The organism is Streptomyces sp. DSM 40750 (genome assembly GCF_024612035.1).
Classification (GTDB): Bacteria; Actinomycetota; Actinomycetes; order Streptomycetales; family Streptomycetaceae; genus Streptomyces.
Genome location: NZ_CP102513.1, coordinates 3,626,710 through 3,647,464, shown reverse-complemented (window position 1 = coordinate 3,647,464; position 20,755 = coordinate 3,626,710). Strand labels below are relative to the sequence as shown.

Annotated in this window: 19 protein-coding genes and 1 pseudogene; 7 read left to right on the top strand and 13 right to left on the bottom strand. The window is 71.4% G+C overall.

Annotation, left to right across the window (positions count from 1 at the left end; all coding sequences use genetic code 11):
* Nucleotides 1-84: 84 nt before the first annotated feature.
* The 3 genes from JIX55_RS16375 to JIX55_RS16365 all read left to right on the top strand — a co-directional run bounded on the left by JIX55_RS16375 (nt 85) and on the right by JIX55_RS16365 (nt 2,871).
* On the top strand, nt 85-663 hold the full coding sequence (locus JIX55_RS16375; RefSeq protein ID WP_257564065.1) for a TetR/AcrR family transcriptional regulator: 579 nt from the start codon (nt 85-87) through the stop codon (nt 661-663).
* A 145-nt stretch (nt 664-808) separates the two neighbouring features.
* Complete coding sequence (locus tag JIX55_RS16370; protein ID WP_257564064.1) at nt 809-1,993, top strand: GDSL-type esterase/lipase family protein; 1,185 nt, start codon at nt 809-811, stop codon at nt 1,991-1,993.
* Between the two features lie 50 nt (nt 1,994-2,043).
* Entirely contained in the window at nt 2,044-2,871 is an 828-nt protein-coding gene (locus JIX55_RS16365) for an EI24 domain-containing protein (protein ID WP_257564063.1), read from the top strand.
* A 68-nt stretch (nt 2,872-2,939) separates the two neighbouring features.
* Here JIX55_RS16365 and JIX55_RS16360 read toward each other — a convergent pair whose 3' ends face one another.
* Nucleotides 2,940-4,199 (bottom strand): pyroglutamyl peptidase, encoded by a 1,260-nt coding sequence (locus tag JIX55_RS16360; protein WP_257564062.1) that lies wholly within the window; start codon nt 4,197-4,199, stop codon nt 2,940-2,942.
* A 79-nt stretch (nt 4,200-4,278) separates the two neighbouring features.
* A complete protein-coding gene (locus JIX55_RS16355) occupies nt 4,279-5,280 on the bottom strand; it encodes a LysR family transcriptional regulator (RefSeq protein ID WP_443046427.1) in 1,002 nt (333 codons plus the stop codon).
* Between the two features lie 104 nt (nt 5,281-5,384).
* Between JIX55_RS16355 and JIX55_RS16350 the strand changes: the two genes are divergently transcribed.
* Nucleotides 5,385-5,774 carry a RidA family protein gene (locus tag JIX55_RS16350; protein ID WP_257564060.1) on the top strand — a complete coding sequence of 130 codons (390 nt, stop codon included), beginning with the start codon at nt 5,385-5,387 and terminating at the stop codon, nt 5,772-5,774.
* Between the two features lie 3 nt (nt 5,775-5,777).
* Here the strand turns inward: JIX55_RS16350 and JIX55_RS16345 are convergent, their stop codons facing one another.
* Nucleotides 5,778-6,371 (bottom strand): TetR/AcrR family transcriptional regulator, encoded by a 594-nt coding sequence (locus JIX55_RS16345; protein WP_257569345.1) that lies wholly within the window; start codon nt 6,369-6,371, stop codon nt 5,778-5,780.
* Nucleotides 6,372-6,483: 112 nt separating this feature from the next.
* On the opposite strand from JIX55_RS16345, the gene JIX55_RS16340 reads away from it, so the two are divergent.
* Nucleotides 6,484-8,973: a beta-glucosidase family protein gene (locus tag JIX55_RS16340; protein ID WP_257564059.1), complete on the top strand. Its 2,490-nt coding sequence runs from the start codon at nt 6,484-6,486 to the stop codon at nt 8,971-8,973.
* On the opposite strand, the gene JIX55_RS16335 is transcribed toward JIX55_RS16340, so the two are convergent.
* Together JIX55_RS16335 and JIX55_RS16330 are read right to left on the bottom strand one after the other, a co-directional pair.
* Entirely contained in the window at nt 8,949-9,938 is a 990-nt protein-coding gene (locus JIX55_RS16335) for an aldose epimerase family protein (RefSeq protein ID WP_257564058.1), read from the bottom strand. The two genes, JIX55_RS16340 and JIX55_RS16335, sit on opposite strands and share 25 nt — an antisense overlap.
* Nucleotides 9,939-9,971: 33 nt before the next feature.
* The gene (locus JIX55_RS16330; protein ID WP_257564057.1) at nt 9,972-10,877 is read right to left on the bottom strand and encodes an SGNH/GDSL hydrolase family protein; all 906 of its coding nucleotides are present in this window, start codon (nt 10,875-10,877) and stop codon (nt 9,972-9,974) included.
* A gap of 276 nt (nt 10,878-11,153) precedes the next feature.
* On the opposite strand from JIX55_RS16330, the gene JIX55_RS16325 reads away from it, so the two are divergent.
* A complete protein-coding gene (locus JIX55_RS16325) occupies nt 11,154-11,648 on the top strand; it encodes a DUF3145 domain-containing protein (protein ID WP_257564056.1) in 495 nt (164 codons plus the stop codon).
* 69 nt (nt 11,649-11,717) lie between these two features.
* Here the strand turns inward: JIX55_RS16325 and JIX55_RS16320 are convergent, their stop codons facing one another.
* From JIX55_RS16320 to fasR, 5 genes are all read right to left on the bottom strand, one after another.
* Nucleotides 11,718-12,989, bottom strand: a complete 1,272-nt coding sequence (locus tag JIX55_RS16320) for a beta-ketoacyl-[acyl-carrier-protein] synthase family protein (protein WP_257564055.1) — start codon at nt 12,987-12,989, stop codon at nt 11,718-11,720.
* A gap of 100 nt (nt 12,990-13,089) precedes the next feature.
* A complete protein-coding gene (locus JIX55_RS16315) occupies nt 13,090-13,338 on the bottom strand; it encodes an acyl carrier protein (protein ID WP_257545932.1) in 249 nt (82 codons plus the stop codon).
* A 101-nt stretch (nt 13,339-13,439) separates the two neighbouring features.
* On the bottom strand, nt 13,440-14,471 hold the full coding sequence (locus JIX55_RS16310; RefSeq protein WP_257564054.1) for a ketoacyl-ACP synthase III: 1,032 nt from the start codon (nt 14,469-14,471) through the stop codon (nt 13,440-13,442).
* Between the two features lie 13 nt (nt 14,472-14,484).
* Nucleotides 14,485-15,399, bottom strand: coding sequence for an ACP S-malonyltransferase (locus tag JIX55_RS16305; RefSeq protein ID WP_257564053.1), 915 nt, complete (start codon nt 15,397-15,399; stop codon nt 14,485-14,487).
* An 89-nt stretch (nt 15,400-15,488) separates the two neighbouring features.
* A complete protein-coding gene (fasR, locus tag JIX55_RS16300; protein WP_443046706.1) occupies nt 15,489-16,703 on the bottom strand; it encodes a fatty acid biosynthesis transcriptional regulator FasR in 1,215 nt (404 codons plus the stop codon).
* 191 nt (nt 16,704-16,894) lie between these two features.
* Here fasR and JIX55_RS16295 point away from each other — a divergent pair, with 191 nt between their 5' ends.
* Nucleotides 16,895-17,554: a pirin family protein gene (locus JIX55_RS16295; protein WP_257569344.1), complete on the top strand. Its 660-nt coding sequence runs from the start codon at nt 16,895-16,897 to the stop codon at nt 17,552-17,554.
* Between the two features lie 7 nt (nt 17,555-17,561).
* Here the strand turns inward: JIX55_RS16295 and JIX55_RS16290 are convergent, their stop codons facing one another.
* The 3 genes and pseudogenes from JIX55_RS16290 to JIX55_RS16280 all read right to left on the bottom strand — a co-directional run bounded on the left by JIX55_RS16290 (nt 17,562) and on the right by JIX55_RS16280 (nt 20,723).
* Nucleotides 17,562-19,415, bottom strand: a complete 1,854-nt coding sequence (locus tag JIX55_RS16290) for a serine/threonine-protein kinase (protein WP_257564051.1) — start codon at nt 19,413-19,415, stop codon at nt 17,562-17,564.
* A 126-nt stretch (nt 19,416-19,541) separates the two neighbouring features.
* A complete protein-coding gene (locus JIX55_RS16285) occupies nt 19,542-20,369 on the bottom strand; it encodes a serine hydrolase domain-containing protein (protein ID WP_257564050.1) in 828 nt (275 codons plus the stop codon).
* A gap of 19 nt (nt 20,370-20,388) precedes the next feature.
* Nucleotides 20,389-20,723 (bottom strand): annotated as a pseudogene (locus tag JIX55_RS16280) (GNAT family N-acetyltransferase).
* Between the last annotated feature and the right edge of the window lie 32 nt (nt 20,724-20,755).

The following is a 20,755-nucleotide window of genomic DNA, read 5'->3' as shown; positions in this document are numbered from 1 at the left end:
ATTTGCCTAGAGGCTTTAGGCAACCGCATAATCGACCACGTCGATCATGTCGACCACGTCGACCAGCCGAGCGAAAGGACGGCCATGGCACGCGTAGGGCTCACCCCGGAACGCCTGACCCTGGCGGGCGCGGAGCTGGCCGACGAGATCGGCTTCGACGAGGTGACCGTCTCGGAGCTCGCGCGACGGTTCGACGTGAAGGTCGCGAGCCTGTACTCGCATGTGAGGAACTCCCAGGACCTCAGGACCCGGATCGCCCTGCTGGCCCTGGAGGAACTGGCCGACCGGGGCGCCGCCGCGCTCGCCGGGCGGGCCGGCAAGGACGCGCTGACGGCACTGGCGAACGTGTACCGCGACTACGCCCGCGAACACCCCGGCCGCTATGCCGCGACCCGGTTCAGACTCGACCCGCAGACGGCCGCGGCCAGCGCCGGCGGCCGGCACGCGCAGATGACGAGGGCGATCCTGCGCGGCTACGACGTGATCGAACCGGACCAGACGCACGCGGTCCGGCTGCTGGGCAGCGTCTTCCACGGCTACGTCAGCCTGGAGTCGGCGGGCGGCTTCAGCCACAGCGCCCCCGACTCGCAGGAGAGCTGGGAGCGGATCCTGGACGCGCTGGACGCCCTGCTGCGCAACTGGCCCGAGCATCCACCCCGTTGATCGTCAGCCGGCCCACCCCGCCGACCGGCAGGCAACTGCCTCAGGCCCGCCGACCGTCAGCAGCCTGCCCCACCCCGCCGGCCGGCCGGCAACCTGCCCCACCCACCGCCAGACAATCCACTCCCACCGATCGTCAGGTTGAGCCATGCCCACGAAGCGTCAGAAGCACGATTGGATCACCACCCCCATCACCGCCGATCTCCTGCGCGGCGCCCTGGAGTTGGAGCGCACCGAGCACGGCGTACTGCCGCACCGGCTGCCCGCCCGGGCCCGTGCCCAGTGCGCCGACCCGCAACTGGCCATGGTCGAGTCCCAGCCCTCCGGCGTACGCCTGGTCTTCCGTACCCGCGCCACCGCCGTCGAACTCGACGCCCTGCGCACCAAGCGGACCTACGTGGGCGCCCCGCCGCGCCCCGACGGCGTGTACGACCTCCTCGTCGACGGCCGCCTGACGGACCAGACGAGCGTGCCGGGGGGCAACACCGTGACGATCGACATGGCGGCCGGAACGGCGGAGCACCGCGCGGGCCCGCCCGGCACCGTCACCTTCACGGATCTCCCCGACGACCTCAAGACGATCGAGATCTGGCTCCCGCACAACGAGACCACCGAACTCGTCGCCCTGCGCACCGACACCCCCGTCGAGCCCGCCCCGGACCCGGGCCGCAGGGTGTGGCTGCACCACGGCAGCTCGATCAGCCACGGCTCCGACGCCGCCAGCCCCACCAACATCTGGCCCGCCCACGCCGCCTCCCTCGGCGGCGTCGAACTGATCAACCTGGGCCTCGGCGGCAGCGCCCTCCTCGACCCCTTCACCGCCCGCGCCATGCGGGACACCCCCGCCGACCTGATCAGCGTCAAGATCGGCATCAACCTCGTCAACCACGACGTGATGCGGCTGCGCGCCTTCACCTCCGCCGTCCACGGCTTCCTCGACACCCTCCGCGACGGCCACCCCACCGCGCCTCTCCTCGTCGTCTCCCCCATCCTCTGCCCGATCCACGAGGACACTCCCGGCCCCAGCGCCCCCGACTTCACCGAACTCGCCGAGGGCCGCCTCCGCTTCCGCGCCATGGGCGACCCGGAGGACCCCACCCCCGGAAAACTGACCCTCCGACTGATCCGGGACGAGCTCTCCGCCCTGGTGGCCCAACGTACGAAGGACGACCCCCACCTCCACTACCTCGACGGCCGCACCCTCTACGGCGAGCCCGACGCCTCGGCCCTCCCCCTCCCGGACGACCTCCACCCGGACGCCCGGACCCACCGCCACATCGGAGAACGCTTCGCGGAGCAGGTGTTCGCGGCCGAGGGTGCCTTCGCCGAGTAAGGGGCTCCCACGGAGGACCCCCCTTCATCCCGCTGGGTAAAGTGCGCCCCATGCGCGATCTAGGGGTGGGTTTCCAGTACCTCGTCCGTGGCCAACGCTGGGTGGCCCGACACGGCAAGCAATACGGCTTCGGCCTCGTCCCAGGCCTGATCACCCTCGTCCTCTACATAGGCGCCCTCGTGGCCCTGGCCCTCTGGGGCCCGGACTTCGTCACCTGGGCCACCCCCTTCGCGGACGACTGGTCCAGCCCCTGGCCGGGCCTCTTCCGCGGCTTCCTCACCGCCGTCCTGTTCGCCCTGGCCCTCGCCCTCGCGGTCATCACCTTCACCGCCGTGACCCTCCTCATCGGCCAGCCCTTCTACGAGAACCTCTCGGAGAAGGTCGACCGCGACGTGTCCCCCGACGGCACCGCACCGGAGTCCGGCCTGTCGCTGTGGCGGGAGTTGTCGATCTCGGCCCGCGACAGCCTCCGTATCGTCCTGCGGGCGCTGTTGTGGGGCGTACTGCTCTTCGCCCTCGGCTTCGTCCCGTTCATCGGCCAGACGGTCGTCCCCGTGGTCGGCTTCTTCGTCACCGGCTTCTTCCTCACCGAGGAACTGACCGCCGTGGCCCTCCAGCGCCGCCGCGTCGAACTCCGCGACCGCCTCGCCCTGCTCCGCTCCCGCAAGATGCTGATCTGGGGCTTCGGCACCCCGCTGGCCCTCGCCTTCCTGGTGCCGTTCGTCGCCGTCTTCCTGATGCCGGGCGCGGTGGCGGGCGCCACCCTCATGGCCCGCGACCTGCTGGGCGAGGAGACGGCGGACGAGGACGAGCAGAACCGCGCCGTCCACCCCGGCCACCCGAACCCCATGCTCCGTAAGCCGGGGGCCGGCGCGTGAACGAGATCCTCGCCGTGGCGGTCATCGCCTCGCCGTCCTCACGGTCATAGCGTGAGGTCAACCGCCCCTCACCCGGTCGAGCCAGTGATCGCCACGGTCACGATCGCCCGCACCTGAGCCACGATGTCCAGCCGGTTCCGTACGAACTCGGGATCGGTCACGGCCCCGGTCGCCGGATTCGTGTTGCCGGCCCCGAACTGCAGGACCGGCGTGTGCACATGCCCGCCCGGCAGGGAGTCGAGGCCCAGCCGGTCGCGCAGGAGTGTGGCCCGGTAGGCGATCTCGTTGGAGAGGTAGTCGCCGCCGCCTCCGGCCCGCGCCGTCGACCCGGCGGTCGGCCCTTCCGGCCGTACGACCGCCTGCGTGCCGCCCGCCGGGATCTCCGTCACGCTCGTGTTGTCGTACACCGGGAAGCGGCCGGTGTCGGCGGCGACGATGTCCCCGTACGGCAGGGTCGTCGACGTCCACTGGGGCTGTGTGGCGGGGTCGGTCACCGGGATGGTCCCGGTGCGGCCGATGTTGTCGTTGTCGGAGAAACCGCCGCGCCAGGCCCCGTTGGTCCGCTCGACGTCGAACCGGCCGACCCGGCCCTGGCTGACGGTCGCGAAGAGATCCACGCGGGGCAACTGCCGCCGGAGCGTGCGCTCGACCGTGCCGTCCGCGAAGTCCTGCCAGCGGACGGGGAAGACGGCGGTCTCGATACGCGCCGGCCCGTCGGCGGTCCGGATCACCGTCCCGTCGAGGGCGAGGGCCGTGGCCCCGGACGGATTGGAGATCCGCACGTCCCGGTCCAACGTGAACGGATCGAACCCGGTGACGAGGATCCGCTTCACGCCCTTCCCATGGGAGCCGTGCGCCGGATAGCGGATGGAGTCCTGCCCGCGAGACGCCCGCTCCAACGCGCCGAGCAGAGCAGTCCTCTGATGTTCACTCAGTCCGAACCCCGGCTCCCAGCCGCGTACTTCCCGCGTCATCCCCAACCGCGCCCAGTACAGGGGCCGGTCGTCGTCCCGGCTCAGATCACCGCGGGCCGGCCCCCGCCCCTGCGCCCGGTCCACCGCCCGCGCCCACAACCGCGCCCCCTCCCGTACGGCGATCCGCTCGGCCTGCGCATACGACCGCGCCTTGCCGAGCGCCCGCGCGAACTCCGGGGCCACGGCGTCGAATCCGGAACGCCCCAGGATCTCCTGGGGTGCGGCCCGGTCGAGCCGCTGCTCCTCGACGGTCGCCGAGACATCCGCTTCGGCACCGTCGGCCGTCGTCGGGGCCGAGAGCCCCGCCAGCAGTGTGAGTCCTAGTACGCCGATCCGAACACGTAGGGATTTCAAGGGAGTTCAGGTCCTTCCGTCGCCGTGGGGAGCGTGGTGCCGAACGGGCGAAAGTATCGCGTGACGGGAGTGGCGCGCGCTACGGGAGGTGCGCTGGATCAGGGCCGGGGCCCCAGGCGGGGATCTCCCCGACCACCTCCCGCAGCACCCCGATGAAGGCCTCCGCCGCCGCCGACTCCGACCGCCCCCGCACCGTCGCCGCGTACACCGCCCGCGCCGGGGCGCCCGTGTCCAGTACCGGCAGCAGCACCACGTCCGGGCGTACGGACTCGGCGGCGAGCGCCGGAACCAGGGTCACGCCGAGGCCCGTGGCGACGTAGCCCAGCTTGGCGGTCCACTCGCCGACGACATGGGCGACCCTCGGCCGGAAGCCCTGGCGCAGGGCCGCGTCCAGGAGGGTGCCCTCGGGGCGTGGGCTGCCGGAGATCCAGTCGGCGTCGGCGAGTTGGCCGAGGCGGACGGGGCCGGGGCGGTCCGCGAGGGGGTGGCCGGCCGGGACGGCGACGTACAGGGACTCGTCCAGGAGGTGGTGGAGTGCGTACGACCCCAGCGGCGCGCCGCCCGTCGTCGAGACGACCGCCAGGTCGAGGTGGCCGGCGGCCAGGCGGTCCAGGAGGACGGGCGTGAAGCCTTCCTCCCGGGTGAGCCGGACGCCGGGGTGGCGGGCCCGAAAGGAGGCCAGCGCGCGCGGCACGAGCGCCGCGTCGGCCGTGGCGAACGCCCCGAACCGCAGCCGCCCGCCGGCCACTTCGCGCAGGGCCGCGAGCTCCCGTCCGGCCCCGTGCAGCACCTCGGCGACGGCCTCCGCACGCGGTACGAGAACCCGCCCGGCCTCAGTCAGCCGCACACCCCGCGGCAACCGGTCGAACAGCGGTGCCCCGCCGAGTGCCGCCTCCAGGGAGGAGATCTGCCGCGACACCGCCGACTGCGTCCAGCCGAGGGCGCGCGCGGCCACGGTGAACGAGCCGTGCCGGGCGACCTCCAGGAAGACGCGCAGCCAGACCGTGTTCACATCCGGCACGTCCGACACGTCCGGCACGTCCACCGGAGCCTTGCGATGCGAGTTCGGCATGCCGGCCATGCTAGAGATTCGCTTGTCGCATCACGTACGGCGGTCCTAGCGTCGAGGACACGGAGAAGATCGCATCGGAGTCGATCGCATCCGCCCCCCGCGGAAGGAGCCCCGTGAACGTCACCCTGGACAACCCCGTCACCGCGCCCCAGCCACTGAGCCCCTACTACTCCCAGGTCGCCCGCGTCGAACACGCCGACGGCAGCGCCCTGTTGTTCGTCTCCGGCCAGATCGCCGAGGGCGCGACGCTCGCCGAGCAGAGCCGGGGCGTCTTCGAGACCCTCACCGCCCTGCTGGCGGCACACGGCGCGACCCTGGCCGACGTCATCAGCATCCGCACGTATCTCACCGACATCTCCCGGCTGGAGGAATACGGCTCCGTACGAAGGGAGTTCCTCACCGGAACCCCGCCCACCAGCATGACCTTCGAGGTGCCCCGGCTCTTCCGCCCGGAGGCGCGGATCGAGATCGAGGTCGTGGCGGCGGTACCCGCGGCCGGGTGACCCTCAGTCCACGTCCTCACCCAGCAGGGCCAGGAAGTCCCGGAACGCCCCCGGCATGTCCACGGCCTCCGGATCCAGCAGCCACTGGTACTGCAAGCCGTCCATCACGGCCACCAGCAGCGGCGCCGCCCGCTCGGGCGTGAGCCCGCTGGGCAGCCGGTCCCCGTACTCGGCGCGCAGCACCTCCGCCATGGCCCCGCGCACCCGCCCGTACCGGTCGGTGAAGAACTCCCGCGCCGGATGCCCCTCGGTGACGCTCTCGCCGAGCAGCGCGGAGAAGGTCTGGACGATTCCGGGCCGCATGGTGTTGTACTCGACGAGGGAACCCAGCAGATCGAGCCGCAGCGGGTTGTCGGGCACGGCGTCCCAGCGGTCGCGTTCCTTGAGGACGGCGACGAGGAGCGCGTCCTTGGTGGGGAAGTAGTGCAGCAGCCCCTGCTGGGTGAGCCCGACGCGCTCGGCGACCGCGGCCATGCTCGCGCCCCGGTAGCCGCGCTCGGCGATCACTTCCAGAGCCGCCCGCACGATCTCGGCGCGCCGCTCCTCGCCCCTGACGCCCCTGGTCCTGGTACCGCTCATGGCGTCACCGTACGGCATATGGGCCCATTGGACCCGACTGGACATAACGGCAAGGTAACGAAACCTACCGCTCTACAGGTAATGGATGCACGATGGGAGGACAGAACGGACTCGACGAGGAGGCACCGCGATGGCGGCAACCCCGGGTATGAACCCCACCCCGGCCGACGAGGCACGCGAAGCGGTCGTGGAGGCGGCGCTCGGCAAGCTCGACCTCGACGCCAAGGCGCGGCTGCTCTCCGGCCAGGACATGTGGACGCTCCCCGAGCTCCCCGAGATCGGTCTGAAGTCCCTCGTGATGTCCGACGGCCCGATCGGTGTACGAGGAGTGCGCTGGACCGCCGACGACCCGTCCGTCGCGCTGCCCTCCCCGACCGCCCTCGCCGCCACCTGGGACCCCGAACTCGCCCGCAGGGCAGGCGTGTTGCTGGCCCAGGAGGCCCGTCGCAAGGGCGTCCACGTCCTCCTCGCCCCCACCGTCAACCTCCACCGCTCCCCGCTCGGCGGCCGCCACTTCGAGGCGTACAGCGAGGACCCGTACCTCACCGGCGAGATCGGCTCGGGCTATGTGAACGGCGTCCAGTCGGGCGGCGTAGGCACCACGGTCAAGCACTTCGTCGCCAACGACGCCGAGACCGACCGCTTCACGGTGAACAACCTCGTCTCCGAACGCGCCCTGCGCGAGCTGTACCTGGCCCCGTTCGAGACGATTGTCGCCAACGCCCACCCCTGGGGCATCATGACCGCCTACAACACGGTCAACGGCACCACGATGACCGAGCACCACTACCTCGTGAACGAGGTCCTGCGCGGCGAGTGGGGCTTCGACGGCTTCAACGTGTCCGACTGGATGGCCGCCCGTTCGACCACCGGCGCCATCGAGGGCGGCCTCGACGTCGCGATGCCCGGCCCCGTCACCGTCTACGGCGAGGCCCTGGCCGCCGCCGTACGCACCGGCGAGATCAAGGAGACCAAGGTCGACGAGGCGGTCCGCCGGGTCCTGCGCCTCGCCGCCCGCGTCGGCATCCTGGAGGGCGCCGACCCGGTGGTCACCGAGCCCCCCGCCACCGTCGACGGCGACGCCCTGGCCCGCGAGATCGCCCGCCGCGCCTTCGTCCTCGTCCGCAACGAGGTACGGAACGGGCAGCCGGCCCTGCCCCTGCGGCCCGGCGCGAAGATCGCGCTGATCGGTTCCGCGGCCCGCGACGCCCGCGTCCTCGGCGGCGGCTCCGCCACCGTCTTCCCGCCCCGGATCGTCTCCCCGCTCGACGGCCTCACGGCCGCCTTCCCCGAGGGCACGCTGACGTACGCGGTGGGCGCCGACCCGAACACCGAACTGGCCGTCGCCGACAAGGGATTCGCACTCCGCGCCATCTGCCGGGACGCCGACGGTCACGTCATCGGCGCGGACCCCGCCCCCAACGGCACCGTCCAGTGGTTCGACACCGCCCTTCCCGAGGGCGTCACCCCCGAAGCCCTGCACACCGTCGAGTTGACCGGAACGTTCACCCCGCGCGAGAGCGGCCCGCACACCTTCGGCATCAAGGGCCTCGGCGCCTTCAAGCTCACCATCGACGGCACGACGTACTTCGACGCCGTCCAGACCACCGACAAGGACGACCCCTTCGTGTCGTTCTTCGGCGCCCCCGTACCCCGGGCCGAGGCCGATCTGACCGCAGGCACCCCGGTCGAGGTCTCCCTCTCCTACGTCGTGGCACTCCCCGACAACCTCCCTGTGAAGGTCGTCGCCTTCTCCCTCTGCCACCAGGAACCGCAGCGCGACCCCGACGACCTGATCGCCGAGGCCGTGGAGGCCGCCCGTGCCGCCGACACGGCCGTCGTCGTGGTCGCCACCACCGAACGCGTCGAGTCCGAGGGCTTCGACCGCAAGGACCTCCACCTCCCCGGCCGCCAGGACGACCTGGTCCGCGCGGTGGCCGCCGCCAACCCCGACACGGTCGTCGTCGTCAACTCAGGCTCCCCGGTGGAACTCCCGTGGCGCGACGACGTCGCCGCCGTCCTCCTCACCTGGTTCCCCGGCCAGGAGGGCGGCGCCGCCCTGGCCGACGTCCTCACCGGCACCCACGAGCCCGGCGGCCGCCTCCCCACCACCTGGTGCGCCCTCCCGGACGCCCCCGTCACCCAGGTCGTCCCGACAGCCGGTGAACTCGCCTACGACGAGGACGTGTTCATCGGCTACCGGGCCTGGGAGAAGAACGGCGCGACCCCCTCGTACCCCTTCGGCCACGGCCTCGGCTACACCGACTGGACGTACGAGTCCATCGAGGTCACGGACGGTACGACGGCGACGGTACGTGTCCGCAACACGGGCGACCGGGCGGGCCGGGAGACAATCCAGCTCTACCTGGCCCCCACGACCCCGGACGCCAACCGCCCGCCCCGCTGGCTGGCAGGGTTCGCGACGGTGGAGGCGGCCCCCGGCGAGACGACGGAGGCCGTCATCCGACTCCCGCGCCGAGCCTTCGAGATCTGGGACGAGACCGCCAACTCGTGGGTGTACGTGGAGGGTTCGTACGAGGTCGAGGCGGGGCGTTCCGTGGCCGACCGCCGCCTCACGGCAACCATCGCACCCGACTACGCACGCACCCCGAACCCGTAAACCGTCTCCGACCGATAAACCGCCCCCGGCCGCAGTTCCGTACTGGGAAACCGCGGCCGGTTCGGCGAATCGGGAAAGTGCTGCGTCTCCAGCGCGATCCCATCCCCGGGCCCAAAAGGACCCTCCAGATGATCCGCCGTATAAAGCTGCATCCCCGGCTCGGTGGTCGCCACGCTCAACACCCGCCCCGACCCGGGCTCACAGAGCTCGGCCACCACCTCGGCGCTCCCCGTAACGCCCTTGTCGAGCACGAAGTTGTGGTCGTACCCGGCCCCCACCTTCCGCGCCACCCGGAAGTCGAACCGCGTCCCCTCCACCTCCGCCAGTTCACCCGTCGGAACAAGATCCGCGTCCACCGGCGTCACCCGGGACGCGTCGATCCGCAGCTCATGCCCACCCGCGTTACCGGAGGTGGCCCCGGCCAGATTCCAGTACGAGTGGTTGGTGAGGTTCACGACGGTCGGCGCATCGGTGACCGCCTCATACGCGATCCGCAGCGCACGCCCGTCCTCATCCAGCGTGTACGTCGCGGAGACCTCCAGCCGCCCGGGAAACCCTTCCTCCCCGTCCGGACTCACCCGCGACAGCCGTACGCCGGCCCCGTCCTCGACGCCCTCGGCGTCCCACACCCGCTTGTCGTAGCCGAGCGGACCACCATGCAGCGAGTTCGGCGGGTTGTTGCACTCCAGCTCGTACGCGTGCCCGTCGAGGGTGAACCGCCCCCGGGCGATCCGGTTGGCGTACCGGCCGATGAGCGCCCCGAAGAACGGTCCCTGATTGCGGAGATACCCGTCGAGGTCCGCGAACCCCAGCACCACATCCGCCGGCCGCCCGTCCCGGTCCGGTACCTCGACCGACTGCACGATCCCGCCGTACGTCAGGACCCGCACCCGGGTGCCGCCCCGCTCCAGCGTCCAGCGATGAACAGGCGTGCCGTCGGAAAGTGTGCCGAAGAGTTCGCTCATGAGCGAAACCCTAGGTCACGGAAGAACCCCAGGTCACGCGTCCTTCTCGCTGATGATCCGGTACGCGATCTCCGCCAGCCGCGCTTGCCCGTTCACGCTCGGATGGAACCAGTCCCACTGGCTGAGCTGGGCCTGCCCGAAGCGGTAGTCGAAGACGGCGTCCCCGTCGTAGCGGCAGTAGCGGTCCTCCTCGCACACCTCGCGCAGGACGTCGTTGTACGCCTCCACCCGGTCCTGGACGGCGTCGCGCCGCTCGGTGGCCGTCGTGGTGAGGAGGTCGGGGTCGGCCAGCATGGACGGGCAGATGCCCAGCTTCCAGACCTGCTTGCCGACCGGGTTCGTACGGCCCTCCGACCACAGCCGCTTCAGGTCCGGGACGCTCGCCACGAACACCTGTGCCTTGGGCAGGCTGTCGCGCAGGGCCGCCATCGCGTCCTCGAAGTCGGCGCGGAAGTCGGCGACCGGGGTCATGTCGGCGGCGCTCGCACGGCACGCGTCGTTCGCGCCGATCATCACCGCGACGAGCTCCGGCCTACGCGTCACCGCCTGTGCCATCTGACTCGGCAGGTCGGCCATCCGGGCCCCGGTCACCGCGTAGTTCCAGCTCCGCTGTGCGGCCCCGGCCGCACCCAGCAGCCGTACGGCGAGACTGTCGACCGAGGCGTCGCTGCCGGTCGCCCACGACACCTCGGGGCAGTCGGACAGCACCTTGCACGCGTCGAAGCCGCGGGTGATGGAGTCGCCGACGGCGACCAGCGATTCGGGGGTGCTGTCCCAGGCGGGGGTGGGGGTGGGCGACGCGGAAGGCCTGGCCTTCGGCTCCGTCCCTTCGGGGCCGGGGGAGTTGCCACCGGTGGCGTCACAGCCGGTCACGGCCAGCAGGACCGCCGCCAAGCCCGCGCCGAACACCGCCCTCGATCGGTGGCGTCGCTTCCGCATCCCCTGGTCCCCTCGTCGGTCATACACGTGCAAGTTCTCACCCATGACAACGCACGAGGGTTCCCGACGCGGGAGGCGAATGCGAATGGCGTGGCGAAAGGTGCAACTGTTCCGTACCGCACAGGCGTCCCCTCGGGTGAAACCCGCGTTCTTCCTGGCTCTGGCTCCGACGGTACGTCACACTCCTTGCTCCGCCGCACGGTAGCCTCGCCACGTGGCGGCTCCGCCACCGCCGTTCCAGCAAACGACAAGATGTCCTGCTCTGTGGAGGCCCCGGTGACGACACGTGGAGTCCTGTACGTGCACTCCGCGCCGCGTGCGCTGTGCCCGCACGTCGAGTGGGCCGTCGCAGGGGTTCTCGGGACGCGCGTGAACCTCGACTGGATCCGGCAGCCGGCCGCCCCGGGCACCTGGCGCTCCGAGTTCTCCTGGCAGGGGCAGGCCGGTACGGCCTCCAAGCTCGCGTCCGCGCTGCGCGGCTGGCACCTGCTCCGCTTCGAGGTCACCGCCGAGCCCTGCGCCACCGCCGAGGGCGAGCGCTACAGCTGCACCCCCGACCTCGGCATCTTCCACGCCGTCACCGGTATCCACGGCGACATCCTCATCCCCGAGGACCGCCTCAGAGCGGCGCTCACGAGGTCCCAGCGCGGCGAGACCGACCTGGAGGCCGAGATCGCCAAACTCCTCGGCAAGCCCTGGGACGACGAGTTGGAGTCGTTCAGATACGCGGGAGAGGGCGCCCCGGTGCGTTGGCTGCATCAGGTGGTGTGATGACCGCTCAGCACGCATGAAGGGCCCCCACCGCACGGTGGGGGCCCTTCATCTTCGTATGACGGCGAATCAGACCGTACGGAACGCCAGCACCACGTTGTGCCCGCCGAACCCGAACGAGTCGTTCAGGGCGGCGATACGGCCCTCCACCGGCAGCTTGCGGGCTTCGCCGCGGACGATGTCGGCGTTGGCCTCGGCCTCGGGGTCGAGGTTCTCCACGTTGATCGTCGGCGGAGCCACCCGGTGGTACAGCGCGAGCACCGTCGCCACCGTCTCCACACCGCCGGCACCGCCGAGCAGATGCCCGGTCATGGACTTCGTCGCGGACACCGCGAAGTGGTCGGTGTCGTCACCGAACACCTTCCGCAGCGCCTTCAGCTCGGCGATGTCACCGGCCGGCGTCGACGTCCCGTGCGCGTTGACGTGCACGATCTCCGCCGGGTCGAGGTCGGTGCGGTCCAGCAGGTTCTGCAGGGCGTGGGCGATGCCCCGCCCCTCCGGCTCGGGCTGCACGATGTCGTGGCCGTCGGCGGAGATGCCCTGGCCCACGGCCTCGGCGTAGACACGGGCACCCCGCGCCGCCGCGTGCTCGGCCGACTCCAGGACGACGACACCGGCACCCTCGCCGAGGACGAAGCCGTCACGGCCGGTGTCGTACGGACGGGACGCGCCCTGCGGGTTCTCGTTGTTCTTGGACATCGCCATCATGTTGCCGAACGCGGCGATCGGCAGCGGGTGGATGGCGGCCTCGGTGCCACCGGCGATCACGACGTCGGCGCGGCCGGTGCGGATCATCTCGATGGCGTAACCGATGGCCTCGGCGCCCGACGCGCAGGCGGAGACCGGGGTGTGCACACCGGCGCGGGCGCCCACGTACAGACCGACGTTGGCGGACGGGCCGTTGGGCATCAGCATGGGCACGGTGTGCGGGGAGACGCGGCGTACGCCCTTCTCCTTCAGCACGTCGTACTGGTCGAGCAGCGTCGTGACGCCGCCGATGCCGGAGGCGATGACCGCGCCGACCCGGTCCGCGTCGACGGTGCCGTCGTCGGCCGAGGTCTCGGCGTAACCGGCGTCGGCCCACGCCTCCTTGGCCGCGATCAGCGCGAACTGCGCCGAGCGGTCGAGACGGCGGGCCTGCGGCCGGGGAATGACCTCGGTCGGCTCCACCGCGACCGGCGCGGCGATACGGACCGCCTGCTCGGCGGCCCATTCCTGCTCCAGGGCGCGGACACCGGACCGGCCGGCGATCAGCCCCTCCCAGGTGGAAGTCGCGTCGCCACCCAGCGGTGTGGTTGCGCCGATACCGGTGACGACCACGGTGCGATTGGTCGAGCTCACGGGAATTTTCTCCAACGGTTACGAGGATTCAGCGGCGCCACCGCCGGGTGGCGGGGCAAACGGACTGCTCCGCGGACCGGGCCGGACCCGATCCGCCGGATCAGGCCTGGTTCTTGAGGATGTAGTTGGTCGCGTCGCCGACCGTCTTGAGGTTCTTGACGTCGTCGTCCGGGATCTTGACGTCGAAGCGCTCTTCGGCGGCGACGACGACCTCGACCATGGACAGGGAGTCGACGTCCAGGTCGTCGGTGAAGGACTTGTCCAGCTGGACGTCCTCGACCGGGATGCCGGCGATCTCGTTCACGATGTCGGCGAGACCGGCGACGATCTCTTCCTGGGTGGCGGCCATGTCAGGCGCTCCTTCGTAGATTTCCAGAGGGTTGGCGGCCCGCCGCGTCAGCGGCAGGTTGTGCTTCTCCCGCGTCGGACCACAAGATCCGGCACGGGTGCCTAGGGGAGGGTAACGACCGTCGCGGCGTACACGAGACCCGCCCCGAAGCCGATGACGAGCGCGGTGTCGCCGCTCTTCGCCTCGCCGGTCGCCAGGAGCCGCTCCATCGCGAGCGGGATCGAGGCGGCCGAGGTGTTGCCGGTGGTGCGTACGTCACGCGCGACCGTGACATGCTCCGGCAGCTTGAGTGTCTTCACCATCGAGTCGATGATCCGCTCGTTGGCCTGGTGCGGAATGAAGACGTCCAGGTCGTCCGAGCCGATTCCGGCCGCGTCCAGCGCCTGCTGCGCGACCTTCGCCATCTCGAACACGGCCCAGCGGAACACCGCTTGGCCCTCCTGCGTGATCGCGGGGAACTTGACATTGCCCTCGCTGTCGAGCGGGAGCTTTTCGAGGTCACCGATCCGGTACTCGTCCCACGGGACCGTCTGCTTGATCGTTCCGGCCTTGTCGCCCTCGGAACCCCACACCGTCGGGCCGATGTGCGGCTCCTGGGAGGGACCGACGACGACAGCGCCGGCGCCGTCACCGAAGAGGAAGGCCGTGGCCCGGTCTTCCAGGTCGGTCAGATCCGACAGCCGCTCGACGCCGATGACCAGGACGTAGTCCGCGGAACCTTCCACGACCATGCCCTTGGCGAGCGTCAGGCCGTAGCCGAAGCCCGCGCAGCCGGCCGAGATGTCGAAGGCGGCGGCCTTGGACGTGCCCAGCTTGTCGGCGATCTCGGTGGCGACGGCCGGGGTCTGGCTGAAGTGCGAGACGGTCGCGACGACGACGGCGCCGATCTGCTCGACGGAGATGCCGGCGTCGGCGATCGCCTTGCCGGACGCCTCGATCGACATGGCGGCGACGGTCTCCTCGTCGTTCGCCCAGTGCCGGCTCTCGATGCCGGAGCGGGAGCGGATCCACTCGTCGGACGAGTCGATCTTCTCCAGGATCACGTCGTTGGGCACCACCCGGACCGGGCGGTAACCGCCCACGCCGAGGATGCGTGCGTAGGGGGCGCCCTTGCTCGGCCTGATCTTCGACATTGCTCCAGGGCTCCTAATTCAGGTGCTCGGCGATGAGCGCGCGAGCGGCGTCGAGGTCGTCGGGTGTCTTGAGCGCCACCGTCGCCACGCCCGGCAGCGCGCGCTTGGCGAGACCGGTGAGCGTGCCGCCGGGGCACACCTCGACGAGCGCGGTCACGCCCAGCTCCTTGAAGGTCTCCATGCACAGGTCCCAACGGACCGGGTTGGCGACCTGGCCGACCAGACGGGAGAGCACCTCGGCGCCGGTCGCGACGGCCTGCCCGTCCTTGTTCGAGACGTAGGTGACCGTGGGGTCCCCGGGCGACAGATCCTCGGCGGCCTTGGCGAGGGTCTCGACGGCGGGGGACATGTGGTGCGTGTGGAAGGCGCCGGCGACCTTCAGGGCGACGACCCGTCGTACGCCCTCGGGCTTGTCCGCCTCCAGGGCGGCCAGCTGCTCCAGGGTGCCGGCGGCGACGATCTGGCCCGCGCCGTTCACGTTCGCGGGGGTCAGACCCAGCTTCTCCAGATGCCGAACCGTCGTGTCGGGGTCGCCGCCGAGCAGCGCGGACATACCGGTCTCGGTGATCGCGGCGGCCTCGGCCATGGCCAGGCCCCGCTTGCGCACGAGCGTCAGCGCGGCCGTGTCGTCGAGGACACCGGCGAACGCGGCGGCGGTGATCTCACCGACGCTGTGCCCGGCGACCGCGCCGGGCACCACGTCACCTAGGGCGGCGGCGGACAGCAGACCGGCCGCGACGAGCAGCGGCTGGGCGACGGCGGTGTCGCGGATCGCGTCGGCGTCGGCCTCGGTGCCGTAGTGGGCGAGGTCGAGGCCGATGGCGTCCGACCACTGGCCGACACGGTCGGCGGCGCCGGGGAGGTCGAGCCAAGGAGTCAGGAAGCCGGGCGTCTGGGCGCCCTGGCCGGGAGCGACGAGTACGAGCACTCTCACACTCTCTCTTGGGGACGGCTACGGCCGCCCGTGGGGACAGGGACGAAGAACACGAGGGGGTTTTGTAGCTCTCCGACAAAACCCTAGAGCTGGAGATCCCCATCCACCAGACGCCCCAGGATCAGCGCGATCCGCAAGGTGAAGGCCGAGCGTACATCGGAGGGCGACCAGCCGGTGACGTCAGTCACACGTCGGAGCCGGTAGCGCACGGTGTTGGGATGGACGAAGAGCATCCGGGCCGCTCCCTCGAGACTTGAGGCTTGTTCGAGAAAGACGCTGAGCGTCTCCAGGAGCGCGGAGCCGGCCTCCTCCAGCGGTCTGTAGATCTCCTCCACCAGTTGCTCACGCGCGCTGGGGTCGCCCGCGATCGCGCGCTCCGGAAGCAGATCGTCCGCCAGGACGGGCCGGGGCGCGTCCTGCCACGCCGAACAGGCCTTGAGTCCAGCGGCCGCCGCCTGCGCGGACCGGGTCGCGGCCAGCAGGTCGGGCACGATCGGCCCGGCCACCACCGGACCCGCCGCATACGGTCCGATCAGCGACTTCGCCACCTGCAACGGGTCGTTGCTGCCGCCGGCGATCACCACCAGCCGGTCGCCGAGGACGCCGGTGAGCACCTGGAGCTTGGCGTGCCGGGCCGCGCGCCGGATGGCCTCCACGGTCAGCTCGCTGTCGCCGTCCGGGGCGGTGCCGAGGACCACGCAGACATGCTCGGGGGAGTTCCAGCCGAGGGCGGCGGCCCTGCTCACGGCGCCCTCGTCGGCCTCGCCGCTGAGCACCGCGTTCACGACCAGGGACTCGAGCCGGGCGTCCCAGGCACCCCGCGCCTCGGCGGCCTGCGCGTACACCTGGGCGGTGGCGAAGGCGATCTCCCGCGCGTAGACGAGCAGCGCCTCGCGCAGCACGCTCTCGTCACCGGGGGCGGCCACCTCGTCGATGGCGGACTCCATGACCTCGATGGTCGTGCGCACCATCTCCACGGTCTGCCGGAGCGTGATCGCCCGGGTCAGTTCACGCGGCGCGGTCCCGAAGACGTCGGTGGAGATGGCCTGCGGGGCGTCCGGATGCCGGAACCACTCCGTGAACGCGGCGATACCGGCCTGGGCGACCAGCCCGATCCACGACCGGTTCTCGGGTGGCATCGCCCGGTACCAGGGCAGCGTCTCGTCCATCCGCGCGATGGCCTGCGCGGCGAGGCTTCCGGACGACTTCTCCAGCCGCTTCAATGTCGCGACGTGCGCGTGGACGGACGGTGCGGGGTGGGATTTGCTGGGTTCGGGCACGGGACAAGACTGCCTTATCGCTGCGTCGGCTTGCTCTGGAGGGTCGTGGGCCGCAGTTGTGCGTCTGCCGGGGGCCGCCGCTCCCGGACCCGCGCTTCCGGCCTGAACGGCCTCGTCCTCGAACGCCGGACGGGCCGGATGGCGCCGACCCGTGCTGGACGGCGCCGACCGGTGCTGGGCGAGGTCGCCGGGGATACCGTGGAGCCGTGATGGACGTACGGCGCGCCGACACGCGCTACCGAGGCGGTGACCCGGCGGCCGGCATCGGGTCCCGGCACGCCTTCTCCTTCGGGGCGCACTACGACCCGGACAACCTGCGCTTCGGTGCGGTGATCGCCTGCAACGAGGAGCGGCTCGCGCCCGGCGCCGGGTTCGACGAGCATCCGCACAGCCACACCGAGATCGTCACCTGGGTCGTCGAGGGGGAGCTGACCCACCGGGACACCACCGGCCACGAGACGGTCGTCCGCCCCGGCGACGTCCAGCGGCTCAGCTCGGCGGGCGGCGTACGGCACGTGGAGCGCAACGACGGCTCCGAGCCGCTGACCTTCGTGCAGATGTGGCTGGCCCCGCTGGACCCCGGCGGCGACCCGGCGTACGAGATCGTCCGCGGCATCGCCGACTCCACGCCGTACGCCGTCCCCGAGGCGGGCGCCATGCTGCACGTACGGCGGCTGGTCACGGCGGGGGAGCGGACCGCCGTGCCGGACGCGGCGCGGACGTATCTGCATGTCGTACGCGGCACCGTCCGGGTCGGGCCCCATGAGCTGGGGCCCGGCGACTCGGTGCGGGCGGAGGACGAGAAGGGGGCGGAGCTGGTCGCCGTCTCCACCCCGGTCGAGGTGCTGATCTGGGAGTTGGCCGAGTGACGGGCCGTCAGTCGGTGATCGGCTCCTCGGCGTTGCGCCACACCGTGACGTCCACCGAGACGTAGTCACTGGGGTCGCCGCTCGGGGCCGAGCCCTGGAAGGTGACCAGAGCCATGTGACCGGAGTCGGTGCGCACGCACAGCTGGGAGCCCTTGGAGAGCTGGCCGAGTTTGACGCTCTCCGCGTACCGGGTCTCGTTCCGGCAGGTCTCCAGGGAGCCCTTCTGGGAGTTGTTCAGCAGGACGATCTTGTTGCTGCTGCTGCCCATGGTCTTGTCGCCGAAGGCGTCCGTGGAGTAGAAGAGGTCCCCGTCCTCGACGTACGCGGCGCCGATCGAGTCGTGCAGGGGCTTGGGCGGCGAGTCCGCGAAGCGCACGTAGTACTTCGCCGGGATGTTGACGCCCTTGAAGGTGACCGGCTTGGGGTCGGACTTCTTCTTGGCGTCACCGGAGCCGCTCGACGAACCGCCGGTCGCACCACTCGAAGAACCGCTCGACGAGTCGTTCGACGATCCCGTCATGTCCTTCAGGAACGAGGCGCAACTGCCGAGCAGCCCCAGGCCGAACACCACGATGACGCCGATCCCGATCCACTTGCCGGCCTTGCTCGTGGGCGGCGGAACGGGCAGCGGACGCGGGTGGGGCTGCGGATGCGGGTGGCCCTGCGGATGCTGCTGCGGGTGCCAGGTGTGCTGCGGCTGCGGGTACGGCGGCTGGTGCCCGGTCGGCACGGTGTGCGGCCCCGGCTGCGGGTGGTACGGCGTCGACGGCGGGCCCGCGGGGCCCGGCGGGGGCGGGGTCACCGGCCCGGAGTGCATCGTCGGTGCCGCGTGCATCGTCTGCGCGCCGTGGCCCACGGACGGTGAACTCATGTGGGTCACCGGGGCGGTGGGCGGCGGGGGCAGGGTCGCCGAGGTCGCGGCCTCCGCCGCCTTGTTCCGCTCGGCCAGCAGGCCCGCCGACGCCGAGACCCGCCGGGTGATGTCGGCGCCGATCGCCTCAGGCAGCCAGGAGCCCGACTGGACCAGCGGCGTGGGCGACGCGGCCTGGCACAGCTCGACGACCTCCGTGGGGGAGGGGCGGTCGGCCGGGTCCTTGGCCAGGCAGCGCTCGATGAAGCGGAGTTCGTCGGGGAGACCGGTCAGGTCGGGCTCCTCGTGCACGATCCGGTACAACACGGCGTGCGAGGGGCCGTCGCCGTACGCGCCGGCTCCGCGCGCCGCGTACGCGGCCACCTGGCCGAGCGCGAACACGTCCGACGCGGGCGTGACCGGCTTCCCGGCCGCCTGCTCCGGTGACATGAACGCCGGGGTGCCGATGGAGACACCGGTGCCGGTCAGGGCGGTGGCGTCGGCGGCGCGCGCGATGCCGAAGTCGATGACGCGGGGGCCGTCGGCGGCGAGCAGCACGTTGGCGGGCTTCAGATCACGGTGGACGATGCCCGCGGCGTGGATGACCGACAGCGCCTCGGCGACCCCGGCGAGCAGCAGCAGGACGGAGTTCAGCGGCAGCGCGCCGTGCTCGGCGACCGCGGCGTGCAGCGACGGGCCCGGTACGTAGGCGGTGGCCAGCCACGGCTGGTCGCCCTCGGTGTCGTGGTCGAGGACGGGGGCGGTGTAGAGGCCCTGCACACGCTGGGCGGCCTGGACCTCCTGCTTGAACCGGTGGCGGAACTGGGGGTCCTCGCTCAGCTCCGGCCGGATCGTCTTCAGCGCGATGGGGTGTCCGCCGGGGGTGTACGACAAATACACCGTGCCCATGCCGCCCGAGCCGAGCCGCGCCGCCAGCCGGTAGCTCGCCACGGTCGTCGGGTCACCGGCCTCCAACGGCCGGAAGCGCCCGCCCGATCGAACCTCGCCCATCGTTGTCCCCCCGAAAGCTGTGAGGCTTGTGTGCCCCGGGGGAGGTTAGCGGACGAACCGGTGCCTGTGGCCGCTCGGACCGGGCACCCGCGCCTTCCGTCGAAGAGTTGTCGTTTCCTTCACGAATCAGGCACTTTTCCCGACCTCGGCGAGCACGGCGTCCGTGAACGGCGTCCACGCCTCCACCGCCCACGGCCCGAACGCCCGGTCCGTCAAGGCCACGCAGGCCACACCGGCGACGGGGTCGATCCACAGGAACGTCCCCGACTGCCCGAAGTGCCCGAACGTACGCGGCGACGACGAAGTCCCCGTCCAGTGCGGCGCCTTGGCGTCCCGGATCTCGAAACCGAGCCCCCAGTCGTTGGGGTTCTGGTGCCCGTAGCCCGGCAGTACGCCCTTCGTGCCCGGGTACTGCACGGTCATCGCCGCCGCGACCGTACGCGGGTCGAGCAGCCGGGGCGCCTGCACCTCGGCGGCGAACCGCACCAGGTCGTCGACGGTCGAGACACCGTCCTTCGCGGGGGATCCGTCGAGGGAGGTGGACGTCATCCCCAGCGGTTCGAGCACCGCCTGCCGCGCGTACTCCGCGAACGGGATGTCCGCCGCCTTGGCCACATGGTCCCCGAGCGTCTCGAACCCGGCGTTGGAGTACAGCCGCCGCTCCCCGGGCGCCGCCGTCACCCGGTGCTCGTCGAAGGCCAGCCCCGAGGTGTGCGCCAGCAGATGCCGCACGGTCGACCCCGTCGGCCCGGCCGGCTCGTCCAGCTCGATCGCCCCCTCCTCGTACGCGACCAGCACGGCGTACGCGGCGAGCGGCTTGGTGACCGAGGCCAGCGCGAACCGCTGACCGAGCGGACCGTGGGTCCCGAGGACGGTGCCGTCCGCCCGCACGACGGCCGCGGCGGCGGTGGGAACGGGCCAGTTCTCGATCAGGGCGAGGCTCTGCAAGGACATGCCCACGAGCCTAAGCGGCTCAAAGGTCCAACCGCATCGTGGGGTCGGACTCGCACCGGAAGCCCATCGACTCGTAGAGCGGCTCGGCGTCGGCGGAGGCGGTCAGATGGACCTGACCGGCGCCCCGCTCACGGAACCAGTCGACGAGGACCGCCATACAGGCGCGGGCGTGGCGCCGACGGCGGGCGCCGCGAACTCCCCGTCGGCATCGGCGAGTCGGCGACGTACCGTGGGCAGGGACTCGGCGTGCCAGTCCGTGGAACCGTCCGCGCTCGCCAAGGAGTCGATCATCACCTGGCGCAGCCGGAGCACTTCCGCCGCGTCCCCGGCCGTGGCACGTCGTACGAGACCCATGATCGGCACGGCAGTCAGCCGGGCCCCTTGTG

Excerpts from the sequence above, each read along its gene's own strand:
- JIX55_RS16340 (WP_257564059.1), top strand. The coding sequence starts at position 6,484 with ATGGCGGCAACCCCGGGTATGAACCCCACCCCGGCCGACGAGGCACGC.
- JIX55_RS16345 (WP_257569345.1), bottom strand. The coding sequence starts at position 6,371 with ATGCCGTACGGTGACGCCATGAGCGGTACCAGGACCAGGGGCGTCAGG.
- JIX55_RS16330 (WP_257564057.1), bottom strand. The coding sequence starts at position 10,877 with ATGCGGAAGCGACGCCACCGATCGAGGGCGGTGTTCGGCGCGGGCTTG.
- JIX55_RS16355 (WP_443046427.1), bottom strand. The coding sequence starts at position 5,280 with ATGGCCGGCATGCCGAACTCGCATCGCAAGGCTCCGGTGGACGTGCCG.
- JIX55_RS16290 (WP_257564051.1), bottom strand. The coding sequence starts at position 19,415 with ATGGGCGAGGTTCGATCGGGCGGGCGCTTCCGGCCGTTGGAGGCCGGT.
- JIX55_RS16315 (WP_257545932.1), bottom strand. The coding sequence starts at position 13,338 with ATGGCCGCCACCCAGGAAGAGATCGTCGCCGGTCTCGCCGACATCGTG.
- JIX55_RS16285 (WP_257564050.1), bottom strand. The coding sequence starts at position 20,369 with ATGTCCTTGCAGAGCCTCGCCCTGATCGAGAACTGGCCCGTTCCCACC.
- JIX55_RS16310 (WP_257564054.1), bottom strand. The coding sequence starts at position 14,471 with ATGTCGAAGATCAGGCCGAGCAAGGGCGCCCCCTACGCACGCATCCTC.
- JIX55_RS16335 (WP_257564058.1), bottom strand. The coding sequence starts at position 9,938 with ATGAGCGAACTCTTCGGCACACTTTCCGACGGCACGCCTGTTCATCGC.
- JIX55_RS16375 (WP_257564065.1), top strand. The coding sequence starts at position 85 with ATGGCACGCGTAGGGCTCACCCCGGAACGCCTGACCCTGGCGGGCGCG.
- JIX55_RS16365 (WP_257564063.1), top strand. The coding sequence starts at position 2,044 with ATGCGCGATCTAGGGGTGGGTTTCCAGTACCTCGTCCGTGGCCAACGC.
- JIX55_RS16295 (WP_257569344.1), top strand. The coding sequence starts at position 16,895 with ATGGACGTACGGCGCGCCGACACGCGCTACCGAGGCGGTGACCCGGCG.
- JIX55_RS16370 (WP_257564064.1), top strand. The coding sequence starts at position 809 with ATGCCCACGAAGCGTCAGAAGCACGATTGGATCACCACCCCCATCACC.